Genomic DNA, 15,976 nt, shown 5'->3' on the forward strand with positions numbered 1-15,976 from the left:
TCCTGGTGACTTTTATGCGAAACCTGGCATTTTAACGTGCTTGGGTCGGACGTTGGATTCCGGCCCATTTTTCACACCGGCTCGGCGTACTCGATCACCAGTTGCGCCGTCACCATACCGTTCCAGACATTCTGTTCCAGGCGATAGGCGGCCTGGATACGCTCGGGCATCATCTCGTCGTGGCCAAACCAAATGGCATCGAAACGCTGGTGGCCCCGTTCGAGCGACAACTTGAGGTGTTTTTCGCCTACCAGGCGCTGGCTGCGAACGGTGAATTCGTCCAGAAAGAGGGGGGCGGCAAAGCCTGCCCCCCAGACTTGCTGTTGCAACAGGCCGGCGACTTCAGCATTGGCATAGCCGCTTTCCAGCGACCCGTCGGTCTCGAGCAAGGGCTCGAAGCGATCCCGGCCAGTGAGTTCGCGCACGGCGGCGTCAAAGGCCGGAGCAAAGGCGGCAAAGCCGTCGCGGCCCAACGTCAGGCCGGCGGCCATGGCATGGCCGCCGAACTTGCGGATCAGGCCAGGATGGCGCTTGGACACCAGATCGAGCACATCGCGCAGATGCACGTCCAGGATCGAGCGGCCCGAGCCGCGGATTTCGTCGTCACCGGCCGGTGCGAAGGCCAGTGTGGGCCGCCAGAATTTTTCTTTCAGACGCGAGGCGACCAGACCCACCACGCCCTGATGCCAGGAGGGATCGAAAACGCAAACGGTCGCGCCTGCCACGGCATCGGGCGCCTGCATGGCTGCCATGGCCTGATCGCGCATTTCTGCCTCGATGCCACGGCGCTCGCGATTGATGGCATCGAGTTCGCGGGCCATTCGCAGCGCCTGATCTTCGTCATCGGTGGTTAGGCAGGCAATGCCCAGGCTCATGTCGGCCAGACGGCCGGCGGCGTTGATGCGCGGGCCCAAGGCAAAACCCAGGTCAAAGCCGCTGGCCGAGCGCGGCTCGCGGCCGGCGACGGCAAACAACGCCCGCAACCCTGGCTGCATCCGGCCAGTGCGCATCCGTTGCAAGCCTTGCGTGACCAGCAGACGGTTGTTGGCATCGAGCTTGACCACGTCGGCGACGGTGCCCAGCGCGACGAGATCGGATAGCGCATCCAGGCGCGGCCCGCCGTCTGGCGGGTACACGCCGCGGCGGCGCAGCTCGGCGCGCAACGCCAGCATCATGTAAAAGATGACGCCCACGCCCGCCAGATTTTTGGAGGGAAAACCGCAACCAGGCTGGTTGGGGTTGACGATGGCCAGGGCCTGGGGAAGGGTATCGCCGGGAAGATGGTGATCGGTGATGACCACGCCGATGCCAGCATCATTGGCTGCGGCCACGCCATCGACGCTGGCGATGCCGTTGTCGACCGTGACGATGAGGTCGGGTTTGCCGCTGCGGTGTTTGATGGCCAGATCGATGACGGCAGGCGACAGACCATAGCCGGTCTCGAAGCGATTGGGCACCAGGAAGTCCACATTGGCGCCCATGGCGGTCAAGGCGCGCAAACCGACAGCGCAGGCGGTGGCGCCGTCACAGTCGTAGTCGGCCACGATCAAAAGCCGCTTGCCTGCCGCGATGGCGTCAGCAAGTACCGCCGCGGCGTGCTCGGAGTGCGTCAGCGTGCCCGGCGGCAGCAGCGAGGGCCAGTTCATCTGTGTCTGGCCGGCCTCGGTTACGCCGCGCGCGGCCCACAACCGGGCGAGCAGAGGATGGATGCCGGCATTCTGTAGTGCCTGGCAGGCGGACAGATTGGCCGAGCGGACAGTTAGACGGGGTGTGACCACCAGCGATTCCAATTGTGTTGGCGCGCAGGCCACCATTTGAGCAGGCCGGCGCGGGGTTTGAGGGTGATACTGGCGCGGCGGTCGCGGCCTAGCAGGGTCAGGTCGAGCGCGGTCAATACTTGACCATGGGCGTTGGCCAGCGGTTTGAAGTGTTCGGCGTCCAGCGCTGCCAGGCAGCGCAGCCAGCCGCCCCAATCGCCCTCGCGTGCCAGAGCCTCCAGCCCGGTGTAGACCTGCGCCTGGTGGGGCACGGGTTGCCAGGGGTGCGCCCCGCCATACAGCCACAGCGCATTGACCGGCGGCGCGCCGCGAGCCATGCGTGCTTCATTGACCGGATGCTCGTACCAGGCCATCTGGATCTCATTGAGCAGTCGTCGCCAGGGACGGCTGGCGGCATCCTGTGCCCACCAGTGCTGCAGTCGGTCTCCAGCCACGGCCAGTGGACTGGCCGGCCGCGGTGCCATGCCCGCGGGCAGGCGCAGGCGCCAGCGTTGCGGGCTGAGGATCTCGGCGCCGAACTCGCCGTCGGCCAGAAGCGGAGCAATGGCGTCGAACAGCACCGCACTTTCTTCCGTACGCAGGTCCATCATCTCGGGATCCAGCAGCGAGGCCGTATCCGCGCCCAGCGCCAGGTGGACCAATTCGCCCAGCCAGACGCTGTCGCTGCCGTCGCGGATGCCTGCCAGCAGCGGCCCCAGACCCATGCCCAGAGATTGGCCGGGTTCGGCCTGGAAACCGGCTGCCTGCAACTGCCAGCCTTCATAGGCGGTGCAGCCATGGATCCTGGGATCGAAGTGCGCGGCCTCAGCCTGGCCCAGCGCCAGCCAGCGGCTGAAGGTGGGAGCATGTTCGGGCAGATGGCGTGCCAGTTCGCTGGCAACGGCGAGGTCGGGCAGGGCGCCGGGGATCACGATGTGCATGGCCGGGATTGTAGTCCGGTCCGGCTCGTCTACAGACCGTCACAGACCGGCATACCCGGATGTGTTTTGCCGCTCGGGTTAATGCCATAATGCGCACGTGCTGAAATTACCTTACGAACTCTGGATCGGCGCCCGCTATGCGGGCCTGGCCCGTCTGGGCCGGCGCGGTGGGCGCCGGGATCGCTTCATTTCCTTTATCGCGGCCTCCTCCATGGCGGGGATAGCGCTCGGCGTCGCGGCGCTGATCGTAGTGCTGTCCGTGATGAACGGGTTCCAGAAAGAGGTGCGCGACCGCATGCTGTCGGTCCTACCTCATATCGAGCTCTACATCCCTGGCGCCTTGCCGGATCGGGTGCTGGCGCAATGGCAGGAGTTTGCCGATGCGGCCCGCAAGAACCCCGAGGTCAAAGGGGGGGCCCCTTTTGTCGCTGCCGGCGGCATGCTGGTGCGCGGGCAAGCGCTGCGCGGCGTGCAGGTACGCGGTATCGATCCGAGCCTGGAGGGCGAGGTCTCCGATTTGCCCAAGCAGATGGTCAGCGGCAAGCTTTCCGACCTCAAGCCGGGCAGTTTTGGTGCGGTGCTCGGTAGCGATCTGGCCGATAGCATGGGCGTCAAAGTGGGCGACACCCTGCTGATGCTGGCCCCGCAAGGGTCCATCAGCCCGGCGGGCTTTGCGCCGCGCATGCGGCAGTTCACCGTGGCCGGGATTTTTACCTCTGGCCATTATGAGTATGATTCTTCCCTGGTGTTTGTCGATGACGATGACGCGGCCAAGGTTTTTCGTGACAGTGGCACGGCCGGCGTGCGGTTGCGCGTGGCGGATATGCAGCGCGCGCCCGAAGTGGCCGCTGAGCTGACCCGGGTGCTGCCGCCTTACGTCATGGCCAGCGACTGGTCACGCAACAATCGCACCTGGTTTGCCGCCGTCCAGACCGAAAAGCGGATGATGTTCCTCATCCTGGCACTCATCGTGGCGGTGGCGGCCTTCAATCTGCTGTCGTCGCTGGTGATGGCGGTCAAAGACAAGCAATCCGATATCGCCATCTTGCGCACGCTGGGAGCCGGCCCGCGCGAAGTGGCCCGGATTTTCTTGGTGCAGGGGGCGCTTATCGGCGTGATCGGCACCCTGCTGGGCGTGCTGGGTGGCATTGTGATTGCCTACAACGTGCATATCATCGTGCCCTTCATCGAAGGGTTGTTCGGCGTGCATTTCCTGCCGCGCGAAATTTACTTCATCAGCGCCTTGCCTTCCGACCCGCAGGCGGGCGACATCATTACCATTGGTGTGACCTCGCTGGTGTTGTCGTTGCTGGCTACGCTTTATCCGAGCTGGCGCGCGTCGCGCCTGCAACCGGCCCAGGTGCTGCGTCATGACTGATTCTGTCCAGGCGGCGCTGCGCGCCGAACATCTGTCCAAGGTTTATGACGAAGCCCCAGCCCGCATCCAGGTGCTGGACGACGTTTCGCTGGTAGTGTCTCGCGGTGAAATGGTTGCCATTGTCGGAGCCTCCGGCTCGGGCAAGAGTACGTTGCTGCACATTCTGGGCCTGTTGGACGTTCCCAGTAGCGGCTCCCTGATCGTCGACGGGACCCCTGCTGACGGACTTTCCGAGGCGCGTAAAAGTGCTTTGCGCAATCGCAGCCTGGGCTTTGTCTATCAGTTTCATCATCTGCTTCCAGAGTTCACGGCGCTGGACAATGTCGCCATGCCGTTGATCGTGCGGCGGGCCGACCGAGACCAGGCGCGCGCGCAGGCACGCGAGGTGTTGTCCCAGGTCGGGCTGGCCGAGCGCGAAGGGCACTATCCCGGGCAGTTGTCCGGAGGCGAGCGTCAGCGGGTGGCGCTGGCGCGGGCCCTGGTCACTCGTCCGACCTGCGTGCTGGCCGACGAGCCCACAGGCAACCTGGACCGCCACACCGCGCACAACATGTTCGAGCTGCTTACCCGCGTCAATCGGGAGTCCGGTACGGCGTTTGCCATCGTGACCCACGATCCCGAACTGGCCGCCCGCGCGGACCGTCAGCTCCACATGGAAAACGGACGTCTGCTTCCGGGTTGATCCGGGGCAGCCCGCCTGCCATGCTGATCGACACCCACTGCCATCTGGATGCCGCGGAGTTCGATGCTGACCGCTTGGCGGTGGCGCGTCAGGCATATGACAGAGGGGTAAAAACCATAGTCATACCGGCAGTCGAACGCGCCAATTTTTCGATCGTGCGGGACCTGGCCCATGGCATACAGGGCGGGGCCTATGCGCTTGGGATACATCCGCTTTACGTGGGCCGGGCAAGCCAGGAGGATCTGGTTGTGCTGCGCCAGGCGGTCGAAGCCGCAATGCCGGATCCACGTTTCGTGGCCATCGGCGAGATCGGGCTGGATTTTTTTGTGCCAGACATCGCCAGTGGCGAGCCCCGCATGCGCCAGGAGCATTTCTATGCGGCGCAACTGGCGCTTGCCGCCGAGTTCGGTCTGCCCGTGCTGCTGCATGTGCGCCGCTCTCAGGATATTCTGCTGAAGTACTTACGCCGCCAGCGCGGATCGTGCGGCGGCATTGCTCATGCTTTCAATGGCAGCGCCCAGCAGGCCCGAGGTTTTATAGACCTGGGCTTTGCCCTGGGCCTGGGCGGGGCGATGACCTATGCGCGGGCGTTGCAGATCCGCCGCCATGCCACGGACACAGATCTGGATCATCTGGTGCTCGAAACGGATGCACCCGACATTCCGCCCGCATGGCTGCATGAGCCTGAGCGACGCAATACCCCGGGCCAACTGCCCCGTATCGCCGCAGAGTTGGCCGTCATACGGCATTGCGCGATCGACGAGGTAGCCCGCCGCACGACAAGCACGGCGCGGCGGGTGCTACCGCGCCTGGCTGCCATTTGCTGAGTCGACCCCGGGTGCCGTGATACGTGCGGCACCCGTGGGGAACCTCTTACATGCGATAGCGTAGCGTCAGCATGGCGTTACGACCATCGCCATAGACGCTGAAGAACGTGCTCGGCGGACGGATGTAGTAGCTGCGGTCAAAGATGTTGTTCAACTGTAGCGATACATCGATATGGGGGTTGATACGCCAGCCGACCTGCGCATTGAAGATCGCATAGCCGCCTTGGGTGACGCCCCGATAGGTGGAGCTCTGGGTCAGCATGCCGCCGCCGACCGTCACATCGCGCAACGCGCCTTCGCTAATGCGGTAGTTGGTCCACAGTTTGAACAGATGCTTGGGGTCGGTGCCGTCGGTCAGGTCAGGGGCGTCGTTGTCGAACTTGACGTTGAGGTAGGTGTAGCCGGCATACACATTCCAGTTGGGGGTAGGTTGGCCCGCCACCTCGAATTCCACGCCCTGATTGCGCGCCTTGCCACCGGGGATGCTGCCGATGGGGTGATTGGGGTCCTCTACCGCGCGGTTGTTGTCATTGATGCGAAACAGTGCCACCGTTGTGCTGAGCCGATTGTCGAAGAAGCTGTTCTTCACACCGACTTCGTACTGTTCGCCGGTGCGTGGCGGTAACATCGCGCCTGTGTAGGTGGTGCTGGTCTGCGCACTCATGAAGCGCGAGAAACTGGCGTAGGCCGTGGTGGCGGGTGTCACGTCCCACACGAATCCGGCCGAGGGCAGGAAGCGATGATTGACTTTAGCTACCGTCTCCCAATCTCCGGTTGTCGGGAGGATGGGCTGGGAGCGTTCATCGAGAAAGGCTTCGCGCGCGCCCAGCACCAGCGTCAGCGGGTCGGCCAACTTCAGCCTGGCCTGGGTGTAAATGCTGTATTGCTGCAGCCTGTCCTTGTTGCCGCTGGTAAAGGGCACCGATACCTCCGGAACCGCATTCGGGTCATACAGGCTGAAGGCGCCACCGGCATAGGGGCCGTACACTGACTCGAAGCCGTACTTCTGCGTCGAGTGCATCTGCGAGTAATTGACCCCGGCAGTGAACGTGTGCGTGCGTCCGAACGCCTGCAGCGGGCCAGACACATGGCTATCGAAGCCAAACCATTCGGTCTCGGAGGATTGGCGTTGGTCTCCGAATTCGCTCAGGCCCTGCTGCGTCGCGCCGGGACTGGAGTAGGCATATTTGGCGCTCAGGCTGCCGCTGCGGTAGAATGTCGTGGTGTCCCAGTTCCAGCCATTGTCGAAGCGATGCGTCAGATTGGCATTGACTTCCTTGATCGCGACATGCGAGCGGTTCCAGTCAGGGCTGTAATTCTCCGACGGCGAGCCGGACAAGCCTCCGATCAACGCCGTGCCGCTGGCGTTGACGACGCCGGGGGCTCCGTAATCCAAACCCTTGATGGAGGTGACCTGGTAGCCCGCCGAAAGGGAAAGCGTCGTTTGCGGCGAGACATCGTAGTCCAGCGCCGCGTAGAGCATGCCGTTCTTGTTGCGGGTGTCGTCGGTCGACTGCAGCGAATTATTACCCGCCATGACCGCGCGGCCACGAAGCGTGCCTTCGTTGTTGAGCGGACCCGTGACGTCGAACATCTGGCGCACGCTGCCAAACGTGCCGACCTGTGTCTCGCCGGAGAGGTGGAACTCATCCATGGGGCGCTTGCGCACGAGATTGACCGTACCGCCTGGTTGCCCGATGGCGTCGTCGGTCACGCCCGCCGGTCCGCGCATGACTTCGACCCGGTCATACATGGCCATGTCGAACTGCTGTTGATACTGCAGGCCATTCATGATGGACACGCCGTCGAACTCGATGCCCATCTGATTGCCGCGGGCGCGGAAGTAGGCCGTGCCATCGCCATAATCGATGGATTCGACTCCGGTCACATAACGCAGGCCCTGCTGGATGGTGGTGACGTTCTGGTCGTCCATGCGCTGGCGCGTCAGCACCGACACGGAGGCGGGGATCTCTCGGAGTGCAACCGGAATCTTGCCGATGGTGGCGCTGGTCGCAGCATAGGAACCGCTGCCTTCCGTATTGGCGTCGTCGGCGATGATGCCGGTTACTCGGACGGCTGGCAGCGTCGTGCTGGGCAGTGCACGCAGCAGATAGCCGCCGTTGTCCTGTTGCACGGCCTGCAGGTTGCTGCCCGCCAGAAGCGCGGCCAGTGCGGCGTCCGGGGTATAGCTGCCCTGGATCCCTGGGGTGGTCTTGCCACGAGTCTGGTCCTCGGTGAAGGACAGCAGAATATTGGCTGAACTGGCCAGTGCGCGCAGCGCCGGCGCCAGCGGGCCTGCCGGTATCGTGAAGCGAGCGGCCTGTGTCTGGGTGGCGGTGGCCTGAGCGTTGGCCGCTGGCAGGCCGCTGGCCAACGCCAGGCTCAGCGCAACGGCCAAGGCGCCAGGACGTAGGCACAATGGGCGGGCGGCGGGCGCAAAGCGGGCCGGGATGTGTTGGTGTTGGCTATTGGTGCCAGGTCTTGCGACGGTGCGCATGAGGTCCCCAAGAAAGGTAGGTAGCGTGACGTTCTCTTGGGGTATGAGCCGCGAGATGGGCGATCGGGCAGCCTGGGGTTTACTTTTTTTCCGGTTATTTTGTAACAATGATTCAGGACTGGGCCTGTACGACGATCCAGTAGCGGGTGCGTTGGGAAATCCGCACCGGCAGGAACTTAGGCAGCATATCCAAAATGGTGTCGGTGTCCTGCAAAGGGAAAACGCCGGAGAGCCGCAGATGGGCCACGGCCGGGTCACAACGCAGCAATCCGGGCCGGTAGCGTGAAAGCTCTGCCAGAAAGTCGGCCAGCGGCAGGTCCTCGGCAATGATCTGGCCATGCGTCCAGGCGAGTTCCTTGTCCGCCAACGCGACAGGTACGTCCACGCCGTGGCGAGTGAAAAACACACTTTCGCCGGCATCGAGCCGGCGCTCCGAAGCCTGTTGTGGCGAGATTTCTACGGCGCTTTCCAGCACGGCCACGGCACTGCGGTCGTCCTCCTGCCGCACCATGAAACGGGTACCCAACGCGCGTACACGGCCTTGAGCCGTCTGCACGATGAAGGGGCGGCTGTCCGGTTTTCCCCCGACCAGACGGTGTCCCGTGGTGAACAATGCCTGGCCGGCGACGAGACGGATAAGGCGCAACTGGCTGTCGAAACGCACATCGATGGCGCTGGCCGTATTGAGGACGATCTCCGTGCCGTCGGCCAGCGCAATGGTCCGCTGCTGACCGATGGCACTGCGATAGTCAGCAGTCAGGTTTTGCCATGTCTGGCTGCGGGTCGCGAGCAGGGAAGAGCCGCCTATGAGGCCGCCCCATAGCAGCAGACGCAGCGTCTTGCGCCGGGCGCGCGCGGTCGCGCCATTGTAGGGCGACAGGGTCTGGTAAGCCGCGCCGGCCTGTATCAGGGGCAACCGGCGGCCAGTGACCGCTTCAATATGTTGCCAGGCACGCTCATGCTCGGGGCTGGCGGCGCGCCACTGTTGCCAGCGCTGGCGCTCTTGCGTTGTGGCCTCGCCCGACATCAGCACGGTGAGCCATTGCGCCGCCGCGTCGGCAGTGGCTTCGCTGATCGGCTGGCCACAGGCCATCGGCGGGTTCGAGGGATGCGCCAAGACGGATGGGCCTGCCATGACTCAGGCGCTCAGCGCAAAAAGACATTGCCGATTGGCACGAACCAGATACTGCTTGACCGAGCTTGCCGACACCCCAAGGCGGTTGGCGACTTCGGCATAGCTGAGCTCTTCCAGATGCACCAGCAAAAAGGCTTCTTTCGCTTTTGGTGGCAGTCCGTCGAGCACGCGGTCGAGTTCTTGCAGCGCCTCGAGCGCGAGCAGTTGCGCCTCCGGCGACGGGGCGATTTCTTGCGGCAGGGACGCCAGTATTTCCAGATAGCTGGTTTCCAGCACCTGGCGGCGGTGGCGGTGCGCCACCAGCCGCCGGGCGACGGTCACGAGAAAGGCTCGTGGCTCGCGAATGCTGCCCATCGACCCGGCCGTGATGACGTTGACGAAGGTGTCTTGCGTGACATCCGCCGCATCAAAGCTGTTGCCCAGTTTTTTTCGCAGCCATCGGAAGAGCCAACTGTGATGGTCGCTATACAGCGTGTGCAGGTCGTGCTGTGCGGGGAACTCGGCGGTCGGCATGGGGCTACCGCAGCATTGCGGCTCAGGGGCGCGGATTGAATAGGAATGTTTGTCATTTATAACCGAAACGAAACGAAATACGCAATGCCGGATCGAGCTGAGGCGGGGGGCTCAGGTATGATGCGGCCACTGTCCGACCATCAGGCTTTTCCAGCATGCCGCTCATTGAATTCACGCTTGCCGCAGGCGCTCCCTATATAGAGATCAACCAGTTGCTCAAGGCCACGGGCGTGGCTGACAGCGGTGGAGCAGGTAAAGCACTGGTGGCCGATGGCCAAGTCTCAGTGGGTGGCGTCGTGGAAACCCGCAAGACCGCCAAAATCCGCAGCGGGCAGATTGTCAGCCATGGTGATACCCGTATCGTCGTACGCGCGGTGCCCAGCGCCGACGATTCTGTCTGACGCGCATCGCCATGAAATTCAAACTGTCGCAAGATTCCATTTTTGCCGTGCTACTGCGCTCGCCATTGTGGATGAGTGCCGGCCTGGCCCTGGTGCTGTGCCTTGGCGGCTTTGCCGTTCTGCCCAAGGACCTGGCCGCGATGGGGGTCTTCGTGGCCGTGCCGTTTGCGGCCATTGCCCTCGTTTCCGCCGTGCGGCGCCGGAACACGCCGTCGCAGGCAAGGATTCTGGCCGTGGCCGCAATGTCCTGGGCCGAATTCGCCAGCACGGCCGAAGCCGGTTTTCAGCAGGATGGTTGTCAGGTCGAGCGCCTGCAGCATCCCGGCGCCGACTTCTCCTTGCGCAAGAAAGACAAGGAAGCGGTAGTCAGCGCCCGTCGCTGGAAAGCAGCCAGTATCGGAGTCGAGCCCTTGCGGCAGTTGCAGGCACTGCGTGAAAAACGCGGTGCCGGCGAGGCGATCTTCATAGCATTGGGCGAGGTTTCCGATAAGGCCTGGCATTACGCCCAACTGCAGAACATCTCGCTGATGACCGCGCCCGAGCTGGCTAAGTTGCTGCGACACCAGAAGCTCTGACGCGTCCTCGCGGACTCAAAACCGCGCGCCCCAGTTGAGACAGCGCTCGAGCGCTGCGCCGGGGTGGCGGAATTGACCTGATCGGCATCGGTCAGCAGACCGGGCTTGCGCCTTCTGGAAGCCGCGTGACGAAATGACGTTGAGTCAATAGGGCCGGTCGCATATCCGTGGCCACGCGGCGGCAAATCCGTCGCTTTTTGTTCGCCAGCACGCTTGCCGCCTGCCTGATGCAATGTGTCCCCTATGGTGATCTCGAGACTCTTCCCACAAGCAGGTCGGGCTCCGGCGACTTATCGCGTCTGAGCTAATCGATAAAGTGCGTTGCAGTCCCAGGGGCCTTCGCTCGCGCTGCGCGTTGCCACTGCCTTTGCCGTGCGCCTCATCGAGGCGCCGCCCGCAGTGGCAACGGGCCCCTGGGCTGAGCCGCCAGCGCGCGGGCAAGCTGCCGTTTATCGAAGGAATCCGCCATGAGTAAGAGCATCCGCCACCCGGTCCGATCATTGGCCTCTGGTGAGAGGGTGAGTGGCGACGACGCTGGCAGCAGACGCCGGCAAACGGGGCGTTCGGGGCGGCGTGGCAGACACCGCGCACGCCCGAGCGTCGCTGCAACGGTAGGCACCAGCCTCCTGGTGCAATCATTGTTGCCCGGGTCGGTCTTGGCACGGACTGCTCCCGCTCTGACGCCCGGTTCAGACGCCATCGCGCCAACCGCGCCGCCCACCTGGATTCATAAGCTGGCCGACGAGTTGCGCGGCCTGGCGGCACGACAGCGGGAGGGGCAGGTTGCGCAACTGGACGGGCGCTATCTCAGACTCCAGGCGCAGGGCGAGTTGAATCAGGCCTTGCAAGACTCCGTGACCCGCGCAAGGGAATCGGGCCTTCCCTTTCTGCGGCGCCTCGAGGGTGGCGTGAACATCGATGTCGAGTCCGGCCGCAGCGCCCTGGAGCTCAACGCCATCGAGGAGGTTCATCGTGCAGGCAAGCGGTCGGTGTTGGCCCAGGTGGGCGCGCACAACGAGAATGACCGCCCCACCGCCAGTGCGGGCCTGGTCTATCGGCACGATACTGCTGCAGGCTGGCTCCTCGGGACCAATGCGTTTGTGGACCGCGAGTTCGGCAAGCAGCATTGGCGTGCCTCGGTGGGAATGGAGGCCATCGCGCCGGAGTTCACGCTGCTCGGCAATGTCTATCTGCCGCTATCAGGTTGGAGGGGCTCCCGGCACGAAGAGCGGTTACAGGAGCGTCCAGCCTCCGGTTTCGATCTGGGATTGAGTTATCGGCCCGAAGCATGGCGGGGCTTGAGCCTGACGGCGTCGTACTTTCGATGGAATGGTGCGCAGGTGGACGTCTTCGACAGTGGGCGCGGTCGATACCGGCCTGCTGGTTTCAAGTATGGTCTGCAGTACCGCCCGGTTCCCATGCTCAGCGTGGGACTGGAGCAGACACAGGTATCAGGTGGACAGCGGCAGCTTCGACTACAGCTCGGGCTGTCGATCCGTCTGGGCCAGCCGTGGGCCAAGCAATGGCGGCCTGAGGCAGCGCCACCGATAGAACCCTCGCTTGATCGACAGAGGTCTGCTCTGGTGCGGCGTGAAACCCGCATTGTGCTCAAGACCCGGCGCAAGGAAATCATGTTGCCATTGTCGGCGCACCCGATCATCACCGACGCCGTGGACGGCAGGCTTACGGTGGCGGGCCTGACGCAAGCCTTTGCGACGGTCAGCCTGCGTATGCCGGATGGATCTGTCGGCACGACGAGGGCCGACGCCGCGGGGCGTTTTCGCTACACCAGTGCGCGTGATCAGCCCTCGGGCAATGTGCTGTTGCGGGCGGTCAATATCTACGGCGACACAAGCGTGGAGCTTAACCTGGTCTATGTCGATGAGGTCGTGCTGGGCAAGCTGAACGTGGCACTGCTGGCGCTGGCTCCTCAACCTGCCGACCGCGCCCTGGCCTTATCGGGCAAGACGCAGCCCAGCATGGAGGTCGTGGCGCATTTCCCCAATGGTGAGTCTGTGTCTGCCAAATCCGACGGCAAAGGCTTGTTCAGGGTTCGCTCGCGCCGTGCGGTGGGGCAGGGCCAGGTGGTAGTCAGAGCCATAGATCCGCAAACGCGGCAAGAGGCGCGCACGGCGGCGCACTATCAACCCCCGGTGGCCGTCGCGCCGACCATTGATACGGTGGACACCGATGCCGCGACCGGGCAAGTCACCGTACAAGGCCAGGCGGAGCCCGGCAGTGATGTGGAGTTGATCTTTCCCGATGGCAGCCGGCAGCGGGTGCGGGCAAGTGCCGAAGGCCGCTATCGACTGACGTCAGCCGCCGACGTACCATCCGGGCAATTGCGAGCCCTGCGGGTGCCGCGTTCGGGCGAGGCCGAGGCCGCGTCCCTCTATACCTATGTGGATGTCAGTGACAAGACGCCACCCGGCGCCCCTGAGTTTGCGAGCGTACTGACCGCAGCCGACACCGGCCGGGTCAGCATAACGGGTAGAGCTGAACCCGGATCCGATGTGGATGTGTTGTTTACGGATGGTTCGCATCAACGTGTGCACGCAGGCAAGGATGGTGCGTTTCAGGCCGTATCCCATCAGGACATCCCGGCAGGCCCGATTGTCGCGCGTGCTACTGACGCCGCAGGCAATGTCGGCCCCCAGGCCAGTTACGACTACACCGACGGGGTGGACAAGACGGCACCCCGGACGCCGACGATTGATGTCATGGAAGCGGCGCAAGACAGTGGCCGAGTCACCGTCAAGGGGGCTGCCGAGCCGGGGGCGTGGGTGCAGGTGACTTTCCCGGATGGCAGTCGGCAACGGGTACAGGCGGATTCGCAGGGCGCCTACCACACCACGTCGGATCACGACGTCGAGTCGGGGACGATCGTGGCCGTGGCCGTCGATGCTGCCGGTAACTCGAGCCAGCAGGCCAGACAGGTCTACGTCGATCTGGTCGATAGAACGGCGCCCGGCCTGCCAGTCATCGATCGAGTGCAGGCCCGGCAGGACAACGGCGTCGTCACGGTCGAGGGGACATCCGAGCCCGGTGCGTTGTTGAGCGTGAGCTTTCCGGGAGGCGAGGTGAAGCAGGTGCGGGCGCAGGCCGATGGCCGCTACCGTGTGACCTCCAGCGATCACATCGAGGCCGGTGCGATCCGCGTTGAGGCGGAGGACGAGGCCGGCAACCGTAGTCCCGCCGCTATCCATTCCTATGTGGATACCGTCGATCGGCGTGCGCCGGACGCTCCCAGCATTCTCGCCGCCCAGGCTGACCCTGCCACCGGTCGCGTCACGCTGACGGGTAATGCCGAGCCTGGAGCGGCGGTGACGGTACGCTGGCCTGACGGAACAGTCTCGAAGGCCGTGGCGGGCCCGGATGGCAGTTATGCGGTGACGTCGGATCGTGACCAGCCCGCGGGCGAGATCATGGTGTCCGTGACTGATGCGGCCGGCAACCAGAGCAGCGCCATGCATCAGGCTTACGTGGACCACGTGGATGCCACTGCGCCCGCCGCGCCAACGGTCAGCTCGGCCACGGCAGATGCGCACACTGGCAGGGTGACGGTCCAAGGGCTTGCCGAAGCGGGCTCGACCGTGACCGTACGCTGGCCCGACGGCACGCGTACGACGACCACAGCGGGTGCCGATGGCCGCTATACCGCCATGTCCGAGCGCGACCTGGCCTCAGGTGACATTGTCCTTGAGGCAAACGATGCCGCCGGTAACACGAGCGGGTCGGCGCGCCATGTCTACACGGACGACGTAGACGCCACACCGCCTGCGGCGCCGTCGATAGATTCGGCACTGGCCGACTCCAGAACCGGCCGGGTCACGGTAAGCGGCGCTGCCGAATCCGGGGCGAGCGTGACGGTGCACTTTCCCGATGGCACGACCGTGCAGGCCAAGGCCGACGCCAATGGACGTTATACGGCCACGTCCAACGGTGATATCGGCTCGGGCCAGATTACGGCCCAGGCGAGCGACGACGCAGGCAATAGCAGCAGCGCTACGCCTCACACCTATCGCGACATGGTGGACGCGACCCCACCCGCCGCGCCGGTGATCTCGGCGCTCACCACAGACAGCCAGACCGGGCGCGTCACGGTGACGGGCCAAGCCGAGGCGGCAGCGATGGTGACCGTGGTGTTTAGCGACGGCAGCCGGCAGACCGTCACCGCGGGCCCCGATGGCCGCTTCGAGGCGCAGTCGGCCAAAGACATCCCCACCGGAGCGATCTCTGTCATGGCAGCGGACGCGGCAGGCAATCAAGGGCCGCAAGCGCTGCGGCAATACATGGATGAGGCCGACAAAACAGCGCCTGCGCTGCCCTCCATCGACGGGTTGGATACCAATGACAGCAATGGCCACGTGACGGTGCGCGGCAAGGCCGAGCCGCTAGCCTGGATCGACGTGACGTTTCCTGGCGGAAGCAAAAAAACGGCACAGGCGGATGGCCAGGGGCGGTATCGCGTCACCTCCGATAAGGACATCGGGACGGGAGAAGTCCTTGTCGTCGCCCGCGATGATGCCGGCAATATGAGCCTGCCTGCCAAGCAGCAATATCGGGACAGCTGGAGCGGGAAACTGCCGCCCAGCGCCGTGCTGTTCGAACTGTCTAGCCGGCAGAACCTCTCGATCACCAAGTCGGCGATTTCGGGCGGCAGATTGTGGATGCTCTACCTGGACCCGAAGTACGCGGGCAAGGTGCAGGTTGATGTGCAACCGACCAATGTCACCAATGGCCATGCGGCCGTCGTCGCGCAGTACGTAAAACGCAATATCGAAAAGACGCTGCGGTATGACCGAATCAAGCGGCGCAACGTGTATGCCATTGGTTTTCATGACCAGACCAGCGGCAACAAGTCGGTCAACAAGGTCCCTGCGGGTCGGTATCCCAACCTGCTCGAGTTAAGGGTGACGGTGCCTGGCGAAGGGGTGTATCGCATGACGCTGAACGTCCAGGTTCATGACTGACGTAATAACGCCGCTAGGCGACCGCATACCCCACGCGGCTGGCGCCTGCCCCTCCTGACAAGGGCGCTTCCTCCGCGATCTCCTGGCAGCCACTGCGAGCGTGCAAGCGTGCCAGAAAACGCGCGCCTCCGACGTTCGGATTTTTCCTGCAAGTTCGTCGGAATTAGGTGGCTTATCTAGTCTGAGCTTATCGCTAAAGTACTTGCCTATAGCGGTTGACGGCACGCAATAACAGCGCTCAAAGCGCGCCTATGCCGTTTTCTGCACCGCCACGTCAAGGCATCTCTATTCGTCGAT

The 15,976-nt window shown here is 63.9% G+C and carries 11 protein-coding genes; 6 read left to right on the top strand and 5 right to left on the bottom strand.

The window, feature by feature from the left end:
- Nucleotides 1–71 precede the first annotated feature (71 nt).
- Both recJ and LK440_RS05345 read right to left on the bottom strand, forming a co-directional pair.
- On the bottom strand, nucleotides 72–1,778 hold the full coding sequence (gene recJ / locus LK440_RS05340; protein ID WP_005014504.1) for a single-stranded-DNA-specific exonuclease RecJ: 1,707 nt from the start codon (nucleotides 1,776–1,778) through the stop codon (nucleotides 72–74).
- Nucleotides 1,760–2,698 carry a hypothetical protein gene (locus tag LK440_RS05345; protein WP_005014502.1) on the bottom strand — a complete coding sequence of 313 codons (939 nt, stop codon included), beginning with the start codon at nucleotides 2,696–2,698 and terminating at the stop codon, nucleotides 1,760–1,762. The genes recJ and LK440_RS05345 overlap by 19 nt, the downstream gene beginning before the upstream one ends.
- 145 nt (nucleotides 2,699–2,843) lie before the next feature.
- Here LK440_RS05345 and LK440_RS05350 point away from each other — a divergent pair, with 145 nt between their 5' ends.
- The 3 genes from LK440_RS05350 to LK440_RS05360 are packed head-to-tail and all read left to right on the top strand — an operon-like array spanning nucleotide 2,844 to nucleotide 5,585.
- Nucleotides 2,844–4,076, top strand: a complete 1,233-nt coding sequence (locus LK440_RS05350) for a lipoprotein-releasing ABC transporter permease subunit (RefSeq protein ID WP_230580969.1) — start codon at nucleotides 2,844–2,846, stop codon at nucleotides 4,074–4,076.
- Entirely contained in the window at nucleotides 4,069–4,758 is a 690-nt protein-coding gene (locus LK440_RS05355; RefSeq protein ID WP_005014500.1) for an ABC transporter ATP-binding protein, read from the top strand. The genes LK440_RS05350 and LK440_RS05355 overlap by 8 nt, the downstream gene beginning before the upstream one ends.
- 20 nt (nucleotides 4,759–4,778) lie before the next feature.
- Nucleotides 4,779–5,585 (top strand): TatD family hydrolase, encoded by an 807-nt coding sequence (locus tag LK440_RS05360; protein WP_025341471.1) that lies wholly within the window; start codon nucleotides 4,779–4,781, stop codon nucleotides 5,583–5,585.
- A 46-nt stretch (nucleotides 5,586–5,631) separates the two neighbouring features.
- Here the strand turns inward: LK440_RS05360 and LK440_RS05365 are convergent, their stop codons facing one another.
- From LK440_RS05365 to LK440_RS05375, 3 genes are all read right to left on the bottom strand, one after another.
- A complete protein-coding gene (locus tag LK440_RS05365) occupies nucleotides 5,632–8,082 on the bottom strand; it encodes a TonB-dependent siderophore receptor (RefSeq protein WP_227944785.1) in 2,451 nt (816 codons plus the stop codon).
- 112 nt (nucleotides 8,083–8,194) lie between these two features.
- Nucleotides 8,195–9,217, bottom strand: coding sequence for a FecR domain-containing protein (locus LK440_RS05370; RefSeq protein WP_227944786.1), 1,023 nt, complete (start codon nucleotides 9,215–9,217; stop codon nucleotides 8,195–8,197).
- Nucleotides 9,218–9,220: 3 nt separating this feature from the next.
- The gene (locus tag LK440_RS05375) at nucleotides 9,221–9,730 is read right to left on the bottom strand and encodes a sigma-70 family RNA polymerase sigma factor (protein ID WP_005014492.1); all 510 of its coding nucleotides are present in this window, start codon (nucleotides 9,728–9,730) and stop codon (nucleotides 9,221–9,223) included.
- A gap of 155 nt (nucleotides 9,731–9,885) precedes the next feature.
- Between LK440_RS05375 and LK440_RS05380 the strand changes: the two genes are divergently transcribed.
- The 3 genes from LK440_RS05380 (at nucleotide 9,886) to LK440_RS05390 (ending at nucleotide 15,679) form a co-directional block, all read left to right on the top strand.
- Nucleotides 9,886–10,131 carry an RNA-binding S4 domain-containing protein gene (locus tag LK440_RS05380; RefSeq protein ID WP_005014483.1) on the top strand — a complete coding sequence of 82 codons (246 nt, stop codon included), beginning with the start codon at nucleotides 9,886–9,888 and terminating at the stop codon, nucleotides 10,129–10,131.
- A gap of 11 nt (nucleotides 10,132–10,142) precedes the next feature.
- On the top strand, nucleotides 10,143–10,706 hold the full coding sequence (locus LK440_RS05385; RefSeq protein WP_005014481.1) for a restriction endonuclease: 564 nt from the start codon (nucleotides 10,143–10,145) through the stop codon (nucleotides 10,704–10,706).
- 656 nt (nucleotides 10,707–11,362) lie between these two features.
- Nucleotides 11,363–15,679: an Ig-like domain-containing protein gene (locus LK440_RS05390; RefSeq protein WP_227944787.1), complete on the top strand. Its 4,317-nt coding sequence runs from the start codon at nucleotides 11,363–11,365 to the stop codon at nucleotides 15,677–15,679.
- Nucleotides 15,680–15,976 lie beyond the last annotated feature (297 nt).

The sequence above is a fragment of the Bordetella holmesii genome, from assembly GCF_020735985.1.
Classification (GTDB): domain Bacteria; phylum Pseudomonadota; class Gammaproteobacteria; order Burkholderiales; family Burkholderiaceae_B; genus Bordetella; species Bordetella holmesii.

Bases quoted from the DNA above. Each gene is read 5' to 3' on its own strand.
- LK440_RS05345 (WP_005014502.1), bottom strand. From the start codon at position 2,698: ATGCACATCGTGATCCCCGGCGCCCTGCCCGACCTCGCCGTTGCCAGC.
- LK440_RS05355 (WP_005014500.1), top strand. From the start codon at position 4,069: ATGACTGATTCTGTCCAGGCGGCGCTGCGCGCCGAACATCTGTCCAAG.
- LK440_RS05360 (WP_025341471.1), top strand. From the start codon at position 4,779: ATGCTGATCGACACCCACTGCCATCTGGATGCCGCGGAGTTCGATGCT.
- LK440_RS05365 (WP_227944785.1), bottom strand. From the start codon at position 8,082: ATGCGCACCGTCGCAAGACCTGGCACCAATAGCCAACACCAACACATC.
- LK440_RS05370 (WP_227944786.1), bottom strand. From the start codon at position 9,217: ATGGCAGGCCCATCCGTCTTGGCGCATCCCTCGAACCCGCCGATGGCC.
- LK440_RS05375 (WP_005014492.1), bottom strand. From the start codon at position 9,730: ATGCCGACCGCCGAGTTCCCCGCACAGCACGACCTGCACACGCTGTAT.
- LK440_RS05380 (WP_005014483.1), top strand. From the start codon at position 9,886: ATGCCGCTCATTGAATTCACGCTTGCCGCAGGCGCTCCCTATATAGAG.
- LK440_RS05385 (WP_005014481.1), top strand. From the start codon at position 10,143: ATGAAATTCAAACTGTCGCAAGATTCCATTTTTGCCGTGCTACTGCGC.